At 65.3% G+C, this 12,799-nt stretch carries 11 protein-coding genes; 5 read left to right on the top strand and 6 right to left on the bottom strand.

The features are described from left to right. Positions 1–18: 18 nt before the first annotated feature. Positions 19–939 (bottom strand): DUF2167 domain-containing protein, encoded by a 921-nt coding sequence (locus U1739_RS15450; RefSeq protein WP_332709463.1) that lies wholly within the window; start codon positions 937–939, stop codon positions 19–21. 14 nt (positions 940–953) lie between these two features. Continuing rightward, positions 954–1,175 (bottom strand): hypothetical protein, encoded by a 222-nt coding sequence (locus tag U1739_RS15445; protein WP_332709462.1) that lies wholly within the window; start codon positions 1,173–1,175, stop codon positions 954–956. Between the two features lie 7 nt (positions 1,176–1,182). Here U1739_RS15445 and U1739_RS15440 point away from each other — a divergent pair, with 7 nt between their 5' ends. Further along, entirely contained in the window at positions 1,183–1,617 is a 435-nt protein-coding gene (locus U1739_RS15440; RefSeq protein ID WP_332709526.1) for a MaoC family dehydratase, read from the top strand. A gap of 118 nt (positions 1,618–1,735) precedes the next feature. Beyond that, complete coding sequence (locus U1739_RS15435; protein ID WP_332709461.1) at positions 1,736–2,914, top strand: acetyl-CoA C-acyltransferase; 1,179 nt, start codon at positions 1,736–1,738, stop codon at positions 2,912–2,914. A 353-nt stretch (positions 2,915–3,267) separates the two neighbouring features. Here the strand turns inward: U1739_RS15435 and U1739_RS15430 are convergent, their stop codons facing one another. Beyond that, positions 3,268–3,951, bottom strand: a complete 684-nt coding sequence (locus U1739_RS15430) for an HPP family protein (protein WP_332709460.1) — start codon at positions 3,949–3,951, stop codon at positions 3,268–3,270. Between the two features lie 95 nt (positions 3,952–4,046). On the opposite strand from U1739_RS15430, the gene U1739_RS15425 reads away from it, so the two are divergent. Beyond that, on the top strand, positions 4,047–4,526 hold the full coding sequence (locus U1739_RS15425; protein ID WP_332709459.1) for a pyridoxamine 5'-phosphate oxidase family protein: 480 nt from the start codon (positions 4,047–4,049) through the stop codon (positions 4,524–4,526). A 114-nt stretch (positions 4,527–4,640) separates the two neighbouring features. Here the strand turns inward: U1739_RS15425 and U1739_RS15420 are convergent, their stop codons facing one another. Beyond that, positions 4,641–5,873, bottom strand: a complete 1,233-nt coding sequence (locus U1739_RS15420) for a polyhydroxyalkanoate depolymerase (protein WP_332709458.1) — start codon at positions 5,871–5,873, stop codon at positions 4,641–4,643. 135 nt (positions 5,874–6,008) lie between these two features. On the opposite strand from U1739_RS15420, the gene U1739_RS15415 reads away from it, so the two are divergent. Next, a complete protein-coding gene (locus U1739_RS15415; protein WP_332709457.1) occupies positions 6,009–7,802 on the top strand; it encodes an ABC transporter transmembrane domain-containing protein in 1,794 nt (597 codons plus the stop codon). Positions 7,803–7,837: 35 nt separating this feature from the next. Then, entirely contained in the window at positions 7,838–8,992 is a 1,155-nt protein-coding gene (locus U1739_RS15410) for a saccharopine dehydrogenase family protein (protein ID WP_332709456.1), read from the top strand. A gap of 147 nt (positions 8,993–9,139) precedes the next feature. Here U1739_RS15410 and U1739_RS15405 read toward each other — a convergent pair whose 3' ends face one another. After that, positions 9,140–11,440, bottom strand: coding sequence for a ribonuclease R family protein (locus tag U1739_RS15405; RefSeq protein ID WP_332709455.1), 2,301 nt, complete (start codon positions 11,438–11,440; stop codon positions 9,140–9,142). Positions 11,441–11,458: 18 nt separating this feature from the next. Further along, positions 11,459–12,766, bottom strand: a complete 1,308-nt coding sequence (locus tag U1739_RS15400) for a spinster family MFS transporter (protein ID WP_332709454.1) — start codon at positions 12,764–12,766, stop codon at positions 11,459–11,461. Between the last annotated feature and the right edge of the window lie 33 nt (positions 12,767–12,799).

The following is a 12,799-nucleotide window of genomic DNA, read 5'->3' as shown; positions in this document are numbered from 1 at the left end:
CGGAAGCTACTGGAGAACTCAAATCACATCCTGATCCTGCTTCTTGCCCATCAGCTTCATGAACCAGCGTCCGATCGCCCCGCCCGCCAGCACCAGCAGCACGATGAACTTCTTGCCGAAGCCCGGGGCCAGCGCGAGGAACCCCAGCTTCTTCGCCGCGGCCACGCCGACGCCCGCCGCGACCAGCCCGGCCAGCCCATATTCGGCCTTCTTGTCGATGTTGGGATCGAAATCGGCATAGGCCTGCCCCGGCACGAAGGCGGCCGCCTTGCCGAATCCCGCCGCCGCGTCGCGCACTTCGGCCAGATGCCCCATGTCGGACACCATGTTGAGGCTCAGCACCCCGTTCCGCCCAAGCAGCCGCACATCGTAATTGAGCGAATCCGCCTTGTCGCCATCGACGCGAAAGTCGCGCGCCCAGATCAGCGCATGGTTGGCCGCATCGTAACGCGGCGGCTGCGCCCAGCCGACCAGGTGCGAAGCCGGATAGCCCGCCTTGGCACGCGCTTCATTGCGCTCCGCCTCGCCGGCGCGCACATCGGCCAGTACCTTGTCGTAATCGGCGGTCTTGGCGTCGTCGTCAGCGACATAGCCGCTCGCCTCGTAAGTGACGACCGCGCCCCAGACATTGTCGATCACCGTCTTGCCGTTGGGCAGGACCAGGCCGAGCACGTCCGTCACCGCATCGGGCGGGTTGCCCCACACATCCGTCAGCACCTTCTTCGCCTCGTCCGCCCCGAGGAAATAGTAATCCTGCCCAAGATGCAGCACGGCGCGCGCACCGGGCACCGCGACGTCGCCGCTTTGCTTGTGCAGCCCCTTTTCGAACTGCACGAGTGCCGGCGGGACGCTGGGTGCCTCCTGTTTGGCGCCGACCGGCGTGCTGGCAAAAACCGCCGCGACGAACGCCAGCGTCCCCGCCTTGCCCAAAATTCGCATGCCTCACCCCCGGTTTAGTCGATTCGCCCGGCGAGGATCAGGCCCCAGCGCACCAACCAGGTCAAGCGCAGGAAAATTTCGAATGTCGGGTCCGCCTCACCGACGCTACGGCAACGCGCGCCTTCAAGCTTGCGGTCGGTAGTGTAAGGGTAGCGGCACTTGCGTGGTGGCTGTGCCAGTGCCATTTGCGCCTCACATTCATAGACGGAGGAACGCTGCGTGGTGACGATCAGCATACAGGAAATGGCCGCTCGGGTCGGTACCGAAACGGTGTCCGATTGGGTCGAGGTGAGCCAGGAGATGATCGACAAGTTCGCCGATGCGACCGGCGATCACCAGTTCATCCACGTCAATCCGGCCATGGCCGCGATGACGCCGTTCGGCGGCACGATCGCGCACGGCTTCCTCACGCTGTCGCTGATGCCGCTTCTGTCCTCGAAGATCATCGATCCGGTGAGCATCGAGGGCGTGAAGATGGGGATCAATTACGGCGGCAACAAAGTCCGCTTCCTGCAGCCGGTGCGCTCGGGCAAGCGCGTCCGCGGCCGTTTCAAGTTGCTCGAGTTGACCGAGAAGCGCCCGGGCCAGTGGCAGCAGACCAATGAGTTCACCGTCGAGATCGAAGGCGAGGACAAGCCCGCCATGATCGCCGAGTGGATCAGCCAGATTTTCGTTTGAGCTTAAGTCCCCCTCCCGCTTGCGGGAGGGGTTAGGGGAGGGCCTGTCACAGCGCCCCCTCCACACGCCCTCCCCCAGCCCCTCCCGCAAGCGGGAGGGGAGCTAGAAAGGCCCAACCATGCGTTCAGCCGTCATCGTTTCCACCGCCCGCACCCCGATCGGCCGCGCCTATCGTGGCGCATTCAATAACACCCCAGCCCCCACCCTTGCGTCGCATTCGATCAAGGCCGCCGTCGAGCGCGCCGGAATCGATGGCGCGCAAGTCGATGACGTGGTGTTCGGCTGCGCGCTGCAGCAGGGCCACCAGGCCGGCAACATCGCCCGCACATCGCTGCTCCGCGCCGGTCTGCCCGTCAGCGTCGCCGGCATGTCGGTGGATCGCCAATGCGCTTCCGGCCTGATGGCCATCGCCACCGCGGCCAAGCAGATCATCACCGACAATATGGACATCACCATCGGTGGCGGTGTCGAGAGCATCAGCCTGGTGCAGACTCCGCAGATGCGCGTCGCGCCCGATCCCGAACTGATCGCGATGCACCGCGACGTCTATATGCCGATGCTGCAGACCGCCGAAGTCGTCGCCAAGCGCTACGGCATCAGCCGCGACGTGATGGACGCTTATGCGCTCCAGTCGCAGCAGCGCACCGCTGCTGCACAGGCCGCCGGCTATTACGACAAGGAGATCGTGCCGGTCACCGCCAATATGTCGATCACCAACAAGGAGACCAAGGAGGTCACCTACAAGGAGATCACCATCTCCAAGGACGAAGGCAATCGCGCCGACACCACGCTGGAGGGTCTCCAGTCGCTCAAGCCCGTGATGGGCCCGGACTTCACGATCACCGCGGGCAACGCCTCGCAGTTGTCGGACGGCTCGTCGGCCAGCGTGCTGATGGAAGAGAAGCTCGCCGAACAGCGTGGCCTTCAACCGCTCGGCCGCTATATCGGCATGGCGGTCGGCGGCACCGAGCCGGACGAGATGGGCATCGGCCCGGTCGTCGCCATCCCCTTGCTGCTCAAGCGTTTCGGCCTGAAGATGGACGATATCGGCCTGTGGGAATTGAACGAAGCGTTCGCCGTGCAGGTGCTGTATTGCCGCGACAAGCTGGGCATCCCGGACGAGCTGCTCAACGTCTCGGGCGGCGCGATCTCGATCGGCCATCCCTACGGCATGACCGGCGCGCGCGCGACCGGCCACGCGCTGATCGAAGGCAAGCGCCGCGGCGCCAAGCATGTCGTCGTCACGATGTGCATCGGCGGCGGCCAGGGCGCGGCTGGCCTGTTCGAAGTACTGTAAGCGATCTTGAATTTTCGCTCAAATACGGTATGTATCGAGACGGCGACGACATAAGCGCCCTTTCTGTGTGAGCCCCGGCCGCTGTCACGGCCGGGGCTCAAGCATTTACGATGCCATCGTTTGGGACCCGGCCTGTCAACCGAGCCCCGCCCGTGCACTCTAATCCTTACGCGCTACTTCGATGACCTTCACGACCAAAGTCGCGAAGGCAAAGAGCATGCCCAGGATCAAGCACAGATCGGCTAACGACATAAGTTATCCTTTCCGTGTTGGCGGCCAAATTGCCGCCAACCAGATGATAACTCGATTTTGTCTGTAAACCACTGCGCCGGATTGCAGTCTCACGGCGCCGGTTATCGCGCCCGCGACTTTCGCTCAACGGCATGCTGTTCGACGCGTTCGAACAGCAGGTCGAGATCTTCGCGGCTGACGTCGAACGTCTCGCCGAGATCCGCCAATGCCAAATCCAAGTCTTCCGGATGCGGTACCATCTCGACCGACGGCAGCGTCTGCCCGCCCGCTGGCGCCGCGCGGTGCGGATAGCTATGCCCGGTGAGACGATGGAGCAGCAGGCCGAGTGCCGCCAATACTGCCGCGTTCAACCCCACCGGCACGACCGCAAACCAATAGCCCATCGACACGATGCTGCTGCCCCCCAGCACCGGCAGCAACGCCGCAGCGCCACCCGGCGGATGCAGCGAGCGCGTTAGCGACATGACCAATATCGCGCCCGCCACCGCCAGCCCCGCGGCCAGCGTCGCGTTCGGCACCGCTCGCGCGATCGCAATCCCGACCAGCGCTGATAGCACATTGCCGCCGATCACCGGCCAGGGCTGCGCCAGCGGGCTCGTCGGCACCGCGAAGATCAGCACGGCCGATGCCCCCATCGGCGCGACAAGCAAGGCGGCGGTACGCGCATCGACGACCAGCGCGCTGAGCCATGCGGTCAATCCGATCCCGATCGAAGCGGCAGCGCAGGCAATGATCCGGTCGCGCAACGTGGCACCGGCTAGGATCGGCAGGAACAGTGATTTCATAACCGTCGCTTCATGCCGCGTCCGGCATCGTCAGGCCACGAGGAAACCCTTTGCCCCCGGAACGTTATCCTACCGAACCTATCAGGAGAGACCGCATGGCCGACACGCATGAGATCAAGCAGACGTTGTGGGACAAGATGGCCGACAGCCCGTTCGTGATGGTCGGCCTGACCGACACGCATCAGCATAGCGAGCCGCTTACCGCGCAGCTCGACAAGGATCTGGTCGACACGTTGTTCTTCTTCGTCGGCAAGGATAACCGGCTGATCGGCGGCGGCGCGGCGATGGCGCAGTTCGTGTCCAAGGGGCATGACTTTTTTGCCTGCCTGTCGGGTACGATCAGCGTCAGCAACGATGCGCTGATGATCGACAAGCTGTGGAACAAGCAAGTCGAGGCCTGGTTTCCCGGCGGCAAGAGCGATCCCAATCTGGCGCTGATCCGCATGGACATCGATAGCGCGGAACTATGGGAAACCGATATCTCGCTGTCGGGGCGGCTGAAGATGCTGGTCGGCGGGACGATCAAGCCGTCGGAGTCGGGCAGTCACGCCGTGGTAGGCACGACGGCGGCGTAACCTGCCCGACCCAAGCCGCGTCACCCCAGCGAAAGCTGGGGTCTCACGCGTCGGGCGTAACGCCCGCCTCATTGAGACCCCAGCGTTCGCTGGGGTGACGCGCTTGGAAGGCGCTCAGGCGTTCGCCGCCATCCATTCTTCCACTACCGGTGCGATCTTGTCGCGCCACTTACTACCGTTGAAGATGCCGTAATGCCCGGCCCCCTCGGCCATATAATAGCGCTTCTTCGCCTCAGGCAGCCCAGTGGCGATGGTCAGCGCCGCCTTGGTCTGACCAAGCCCCGAAATATCATCCTTCTCGCCCTCGATCGCGAGGATGCCGACATCGGTGATCGCCGCCGGATCGATCGTCCGCCCGCGATGCTGCATGATGCCCCTGGGCAAAGCATGATCCTGGAACACCACGTCGATCGTCTGCAGATAGAATTCCGCCGTCATGTCGCAAACCGAGCGATATTCCTCGTAGAAATCCTTTGAGGCATCGGCGCTTTCGCCGTCGCCCTGCACGAGGTGCTTGAACATCTCGTAGTGCGAATTCAGGTGGTTACCAAGGTTCATCGACATGAACCCGGCCAGCTGCAGGAAGCCCGGATACACCTTGCGCCCCGCGCCAGGATAATTGGCCGGGATCGTGGCGATCACATTCTGCTCGAACCAGGCATGCGGCCGCTCGGTTGCCAGCGTGTTGACCGCGGTCGGCGCCTCGCGCGTATCGACCGGCCCACCCATCATGGTCAGCGTCTTGGGCCGGTACGGATGCTGGTCCGCGCTCATCAGGCAGGTCGCGGCGTAACACGGCACCGACGGCTGGCACACCGCCAGCATATGCGCGCGCTCGCCGTCACCCGACGTGCCGATCACCTCAAGGAATTCGCTGATGTAATCGATGTAATCGTCGAGATCGAACGTCCCGTCGCTGAGCGGCACCAGCTTCGCGTCGCGCCAATCGGTGATGTACACATCCGCCACCGGCAGCATCCGCTCGACCGTACCGCGTAACAGAGTCGCATAATGGCCGGACATCGGCGCGACGATCAACAGCTTGGGCTCACCGGCCACGCCCTCACGCTTGAAGCGCTTTAACTGTCCGAAGGCTTTCCGCACCACGATCTCTTCCTCGACCGGCACCTGCTTGCCGCCGATCATGGTGGTCTCCAGCCCGAACGCCGGCTTGCCACGAGGCGCGGCAGCATGCGCGAACACCTCCAATGCCGAGGCCATCACCGTGCCGCCGCCCATATAGGAAAACGGATTGGCCGGGTTATTGAGCCAGCCCGCGCTGAAATCCGCCATCGCGCTGGCGCCGGCCAGCATGGTCTTCTGCATCTCATAGGCATTGTACAGCATGGCATACCCGATATTGGAAAAAGGAAACTGTTCGCAGGTGCGGCATAAACCGATCGCGCAAGGCTGGCAATGATCGTCCATTGCGGCCGTCTGCGCCGTTGAGGGACCGCCGCCACCCTGCTACCCGTGCGCGCCATGTCCGATAGTCAGCCAGATCCCGTGCTCGCAGCCGACCCCGCGCCGAAGCGCCGCCTCGGTGATCTCGCCTTGGTGTGGCACCACGCCAAAAAGTATCCGCGCCAGATCGGCATTGCTTGGTTGGCGCTGCTGACCACCTCGGCGGCAACGATCGGCATACCCTATGGCTTCAAGCGCGTGATCGATCGCGGCTTCGGCCCGGGCGCCGGCGGCTCAGTCGATGCCTCGTTCCATTACCTGTTGATGATCGTCGTCATCCTCGCGCTCGCCACCGCAGTGCGCTTCTACTACGTTTCGTGGCTCGGCGAACGCGTCGTGGCCGACATCCGCACTTCCGTGCAGGCGCATCTACTGACGCTGACGCCGCGCTTCTTCGAACAGAACCGCCCGTCCGAAATCGCCTCGCGCCTGACCTCCGACACCACGCTGATCGAACAGGTCGTCGGCACCACCGTATCGGTCGCGCTGCGCAACGTCTTCACCGGCATTGGCGGGCTGATCTACCTGTTCGCCATCTCGCCCAAGCTCGCCGGTATGCTGATGCTCGGCATTCCGATCATCATCCTGCCGATGGCCCTGCTCGGCCGCCGGGTGCGCAACCAATCACGCCAGTCGCAGGATCGCGTCGCCGATGTCGGCTCGCTCGCCACCGAGACATTGGGCGCGATGAAGATCGTCCAGGCGTTCGGCCAGGAAAGCCGCGAAGCCAAGCGTTTCTCCGATGCCGTCGCCGCCACCTTCGCCGCCGCGCGCCGTCGCATCGCCCTGCGCGCGGTGATGACCGCGATCGTCATCGGGCTGATCTTCGGTTCGATCACGCTGGTGCTGTGGGAAGGTGCGGTTGATGTCGCCGCGGGCAAGATCAGCGGCGGATCGATCGCCGCGTTCGTGCTGACCGGCGGGATCGTCGCCGGCGCGTTCGGCGCGCTGATGGAAGTCTATGGCGATCTGCTGCGCGGTGCTGGCGCCGCCGGCCGGCTTGGCGAATTGCTCCACGAGCAACCCGAAATCGCCCCACCGGCGCACCCGGTCGCCCTGCCCGTCCCCGCGCGCGGCGCGCTGACGTTCGATCATGTCGAATTCCGCTATCCGACGCGGCTCGATACCGCCGCACTGCATGATTTTTCGCTCGACATCGCGCCGGGCGACACCGTCGCGGTGGTCGGCCCGTCGGGCGCGGGCAAGACCACGTTGTTCCAGCTAATCCAGCGCTTCTACGATCCGGCCAGCGGCGACGTCCGGCTCGATGGCGTGTCGCTGCGCGATGCCGATCCGGCCGAGATCCGCCGCCGCATCGCCATGGTGCCGCAGGAAACCGTGATCTTCGGCGCCAGCGCGCGCGACAATCTGCGCTACGGCAAATGGGAAGCGGGCGACGACGAATTGTGGGCTGCCGCGGAGGCCGCCAACGCCGCCGAATTCCTGCGCAAGCTGCCCGACGGGCTCAGCACGTTCCTCGGCGAAGGCGGCGCGCGCCTTTCCGGCGGCCAGCGCCAGCGCGTCGCTATCGCCCGCGCGCTGCTGCGCGACGCGCCGATCCTGCTGCTCGACGAAGCGACCAGCGCGCTCGACGCGGAGAGCGAGCAGCTCGTCCAGCAAGCGCTCGAGCGACTGATGCAGCAGCGCACTACGCTGGTCATCGCCCACCGCCTCGCCACCGTCCGCGCCGCCAAGCGCATCATCGTGATGAACGACGGCCGCATCGTCGAAAGCGGCAGCCACGCCGAATTGATCGGCAAAAACGGCTTGTATGCAAGGCTGGCGAGCTTGCAGTTCAGCGAGGCGGCCTAGCTTTACTCCCCTCCCGCAAGCGGGAGGGGAGAATCATGCAAGACTTCGACATCATCGTCTATGGCGCTACCGGCTTCACCGGCCGCCTCGTCGCCGAATATCTGCTCAGCCAGAACACGCCGCGCTGGGCGATGGCTGGCCGTTCGCTGGCCAAGCTGCAGGAAGTGCGCGACGAGATCGGCGCCCCCGCCGATACGCCGCTGCTCGTCGCCAATAGCGACGATCCCGCCAGCCTCACCGCGCTGTGCGCGCGCACCAAGGTCATGCTCACCACGGTCGGCCCGTACCAGCTCTACGGCAACGATCTCATCGCCGCCTGTGCCGCCACCGGCACCGCTTATGTCGACCTGTGCGGTGAGCCCGCCTGGATGCGCCACATGATCGACGCGCATCACGGGACGGCCAAGCGCAGCGGCGCGCGGATCGTGTTCAGCTGCGGGTTCGATTCGATCCCGTTCGATCTTGGCGTGCTGACGTTGCAGGATGCCGCCCGGGCCAAGTTCGGCCACCCTGTGCGCCACGTCAAAGGCCGCGTGCGAAAAATGCAGGGCGGCGCCTCTGGTGGCACCGTCGCCAGCCTCAAGGCGTCGATGGCTGCCGCGGCGCGCGATCCGAGCATTCTCGGCCTGCTGGTCGATCCGTTCGCGCTGACGCCGGGCTTTGACGGTCCGAGCCAGCCCAAGGGCCTGCTCCCCGAATATGATCAGGCGATCCAGGCCTGGGTCGCGCCGTTCATCATGGCGCCGATCAACACCAAGAACGTCCACCGCACCAATTTCCTGCTCGACCAGGCGTATGGCGCGGACTTCGTCTATGACGAGATGATGGTCGCGCCGGGCCTGGGCGAGATGAGCCGCGTCGCCGCGGAGGCGATAGCCAAGATCAACCCGTTCGCCGGCGACAAGGGCCCCAAGCCCGGCGAAGGCCCGAGCAAGGACGAGCGCGAGAACGGTTTTTACGATCTGCTGTTCATCGGCGAAATGCCGGATGGTTCACGGCTCGATGCGGTGGTCACCGGGAATCGCGATCCCGGCTATGGTTCGACCAGCCGGATGATCGCGGAAGCGGCGCTGTGTCTGGTGCACGACGTGGAGGGTGAAGGCGGTATCTGGACGCCGGGCGCGCTGATGGGCGCACCACTGCGCGAGCGCTTGATCGCGCGCGGCGGGCTGACCTTCACGGCGGGGTGACGCGTTACCGAGGACGTCCAACCATATCCCGTCACCCCGGGCTTGACCCGGGGCCCCGCTGCCTTGCCCCGCATTTGGAAGAAGTAGCTGGGCCCCGGCTCAAGGCCGGGGTGACGCAGGGGAAATCTTCGCCCGGTCGGTACCGAATTAGCGCTTCTTCCCCTGATGCCGGATATTTGCCGGCCGCCCGCGCCGCTTGATCACCCGCGCCGGCGCCGCATCCCGCTCCACCCGCTCGGCCTTCCCATCGACCATCTCGAAGCGCAGCCCGCCCGATACCGGATTAGCCTCCGCCAGCCGCAATTGCAGCCGCATGCCGCTGGCAAAGGTCGTCCCCGAATGCTCGCCGACGAGGGTCCGTGCCGCCTCGTCGAAGCGGAAATATTCCCCGCCGATATCGCGCACCGGCATCAGCCCGTCGCCGCCGATCCCCTCGACCGTCGCGAAAAAGCCGAAATTGGTCACCCCGGTGATCCGCGCGTCCACCACGTCGCCGACCCGCTCGGCCAGGAACGCGGCGACATAACGGTCGATCGTGTCGCGCTCGGCCTCCATGGCGCGGCGCTCGAGCGCGGAAATGCCCTCGCCGATCCGCTCCATGCCCTCGGCCTCGCCCTGCGTCAGCCCGCCCGGCCCAAGCTTGAACGCCGAGACGAGCGAGCGATGCACGATCAGATCGGCATAACGACGAATGGGCGAGGTGAAGTGCCCGTAACTGCCCAAAGCCAGCCCGAAATGCCCGTGGTTCATTGGCCCATAATAAGCCTGGGTCTGCGTGCGCAGCACCTGCTCCATGATCTGCGGCCGGAAATCGGCGTCGCCGACACGGTCGAGGATATGATTGAACGTGCGTGGCTGGATCACCTGCCCCAACGCGAACTCGACCCCGAAAGTCTTGAGATAATCCTTCAGCGCGACGAGCTTCTCGCGGCTCGGCGGCTCGTGCACGCGGTACATGACGGGCGCCTTCTTGCCCTCCAGCGCCTTGGCCGCGGCGACGTTGGCGGCGATCATATAATCCTCGATCAGCCGCATCGAATCGAGCCGCTCGCGCGGCGCGACCGACATGATCCGCCCCTTCTCGTCGAGCACCACGCGCCGCTCGGGCAGATCGAGATCGAGCGGCCCACGCTTCTCGCGGGCTTTGTAGAGCGCGTGCCAGCAATCCCACAGGGGCTGAAGAAGCGGGGGCAATTCCCCCTCCCGCTCGCTGGAGGGGTTAGGGGAGGGCCTGTCCGCAAGGGGCTCCCCTGCCGACAGGCCCTCCCCCAGCCCCTCCCGCAGGGCGGGAGGGGAGGTTGAGTCGATCGCCGCCTGCGCATCCTCATAGGCGATATTCGCCGCCAGCCGCACCACCGCGCGGGTAAAGCGCCAGCTCTTCAGCTCGCCATTCTTCCCCACCCGCAAATGACACGCCAGCGCCGCGCGATCGACGCCCTGCTTCAGCGAACATACCTCCGCCGACAGGATCTCCGGCAACATCGGCACCACGCGATCCGGGAAATAGACCGAATTGCCCCGCTTGCGCGCCTCGCGATCGAGATCGCTGCCAGGGCGCACATAGAAACTCACATCGGCGATCGCGACGATCGCCTTCCACCCGCCCTCATTGGCAGGATCGTCATCGGGCGTGGCCCACACCGCGTCGTCATGGTCGCGCGCATCGGCCGGATCGATCGCCACGATCGGCACGTCGCGCAGGTCCTCGCGATCATCACCCAGCGGCTGCGCCGCCATACGCTCGGCCTCGGCCAGCGTCTCCGGCGAAAACACCGTCGGGATGCCAAGCTTGTGGATGGCAATCAGCGAGAAACTACGCGGCGCAAACGGATCGCCCAGCACTTCGGTAACGCGCACCGTAATCCGCGGCGGCCGGCCGCCTTTCTCCGCCAGCACCAGATCGCCCGCTTCGGCCTCCCCGGCATCGGCGACTAGGTATTCGCTGCGATCGCGCTTTTCCACCCCGGTCAGCCACAGCTTGCCGCCCTCCTGCCGCAGCACGCCGAGCACCAATTCCTCGCCCTTGGCGAGTTGCTTCATCGGATGTGCGATCCAGCCCGCGCCCGCTTCCTCGGTCCGCGCCAGAATCCGGTCGCCGATGCCCAACGCACCACGCCGGCCCTTCTCGCGCACACGCAATTTGGGCGGCGGCGTTTCGGCATGCCAATTCTCCGGCACCGCCCAGACGTTGCCGCCATCGTCGACATCGGCGATGCGCAGCACCGTCACGCGCGGCACCCCGCCCATCTTGTGAAAGGCGCGCGCGCCGGCGCCGTCGATCAGCCCCTCGTCGGCCATGTCCTTGAGCAAGGACTTCAGCCCGATCTTCTCCTGCGCGGTCAGGCCGAACGCCTTGGCGATCTCGCGCTTGCCGGCGGGCGTCGTGGCGGTGGAAATGAAGTCGAGGATCTGCTCACGCGTCGGCAAGCCGGTTGATTTCTTGGGCATGCGCCCGAGCCTAGAACCTCACAGCCCCGCCGTCACCTTTTCGCTACGATGCAGCAGCACGCTCGCCCGCCAGTAATGAAAGATCGCCCATGGCGTCAGCATGCCGACGCAGACCAGCGAATAGCGCAGCGACTCCGCGCCGAACGTCGGGCGGAGCGCGTCGCTGATCCAGCCGACCGCCGCCGGCCCCAAGCCCAGCCCAAGCAGGTTGATCACCAGCAAGGTGATCGCCGCCCACAATGCGCGCAACTGCACCGGTGCCAGCCCCTGCAGCAGCGCGAAGGTCGGCCCGAGATAGGAATTGGCGAACAGCAATGAGGCGAAATAGCCGAACAGTGCGACTGCCAGATTATCCGACAGGAAGAACAGCAGCACGAACGGAAAGGCGATCAGCTTGAGCCAGGCCACCATGCTGCTCTGCGCATGCAATCCGCGCTTGCGTGCGACGCGATCGGCCAGCTTGCCACCCATCACCGCGGAAAACGCCGCCAGCGCGGTGCCCACCGGCGCAACATAGAGCGAGATCTGCAACACGGTCAGGCCCAGCGACCGCTGCAGGTAGCTTGGCCCCCAGCCGCTCAGCGCATAGCCGACCAATGACGTGATCGTCACCGCCATCACCAGATGGCGGGCCGCCGCATTGGCCCAGATCGTGCGGAAGCCAGTGGCCAGGCTCGGCATCGGATGGCTGTGCGCAAGTTGATCCACATCGGAGAGACCGCGCCGCGGTTCGACCACGAAGAAATACACGATCACCGCCAGCGCCACGCCGGGCAAACCAATGGTCAGCATCGCCACGCGCCAGCCCCAGAGATGCGCCACCGTGCCGCCGATGAACGTGCCGACGCCCGCGCCCAGCACCACGCCGAGCGAATAGATCGCCATGGCGCCGGCGCGCCGGTCCGCCGGATACAGATCGGCAATGATCGAATGCGACGGCGGGCTCGACCCCGCCTCCCCCACGCCGACGCCGATCCGCGCCGCCAGCAACTGGCCGAAATTCTGGGCCAGGCCGCAGAGCGCGGTCATCACGCTCCAGATCGCCAGCGCGATGGCGATGATGTTGCGCCGGTTGCCCTTGTCCGCCAGCCGCGCCACGGGAATGCCGAGTACGGCATAGAAGATCGCAAAGGCCAGGCCCGAGAGCACGCCCAATTGACCGTCGCTGAGCTTCAGATCGGCTTTGATCAGCTCGAGCAGAATGGCGAGGATCTGCCGGTCCATATAGCTGAAGAAATACACCGTGGTGAGCAGCGCGAGCGTCATCGTACGCCGCTTGAGCGCCAGCGTGTCGGCGATCTCGGGATGGGTGGCGGCAATCGTCATCGGATCTCGTTTCACAAAAAAAGCCCGCCGCCG

The organism is Parasphingomonas puruogangriensis (assembly GCF_036663635.1).
Taxonomy (GTDB): Bacteria; Pseudomonadota; Alphaproteobacteria; order Sphingomonadales; family Sphingomonadaceae; genus Sphingomonas.
The sequence above is the reverse complement of the archived record's forward strand: the minus strand, read 5'-3'. Positions and strand labels throughout refer to the sequence as shown.

Excerpts from the sequence above, each read along its gene's own strand:
- U1739_RS15450 (WP_332709463.1), bottom strand. The coding sequence starts at position 939 with ATGCGAATTTTGGGCAAGGCGGGGACGCTGGCGTTCGTCGCGGCGGTT.
- U1739_RS15445 (WP_332709462.1), bottom strand. The coding sequence starts at position 1,175 with ATGCTGATCGTCACCACGCAGCGTTCCTCCGTCTATGAATGTGAGGCG.
- U1739_RS15440 (WP_332709526.1), top strand. The coding sequence starts at position 1,183 with ATGGCCGCTCGGGTCGGTACCGAAACGGTGTCCGATTGGGTCGAGGTG.
- U1739_RS15435 (WP_332709461.1), top strand. The coding sequence starts at position 1,736 with ATGCGTTCAGCCGTCATCGTTTCCACCGCCCGCACCCCGATCGGCCGC.
- U1739_RS15430 (WP_332709460.1), bottom strand. The coding sequence starts at position 3,951 with ATGAAATCACTGTTCCTGCCGATCCTAGCCGGTGCCACGTTGCGCGAC.
- U1739_RS15425 (WP_332709459.1), top strand. The coding sequence starts at position 4,047 with ATGGCCGACACGCATGAGATCAAGCAGACGTTGTGGGACAAGATGGCC.
- U1739_RS15420 (WP_332709458.1), bottom strand. The coding sequence starts at position 5,873 with ATGCTGTACAATGCCTATGAGATGCAGAAGACCATGCTGGCCGGCGCC.
- U1739_RS15415 (WP_332709457.1), top strand. The coding sequence starts at position 6,009 with ATGTCCGATAGTCAGCCAGATCCCGTGCTCGCAGCCGACCCCGCGCCG.
- U1739_RS15410 (WP_332709456.1), top strand. The coding sequence starts at position 7,838 with ATGCAAGACTTCGACATCATCGTCTATGGCGCTACCGGCTTCACCGGC.
- U1739_RS15405 (WP_332709455.1), bottom strand. The coding sequence starts at position 11,440 with ATGCCCAAGAAATCAACCGGCTTGCCGACGCGTGAGCAGATCCTCGAC.
- U1739_RS15400 (WP_332709454.1), bottom strand. The coding sequence starts at position 12,766 with ATGACGATTGCCGCCACCCATCCCGAGATCGCCGACACGCTGGCGCTC.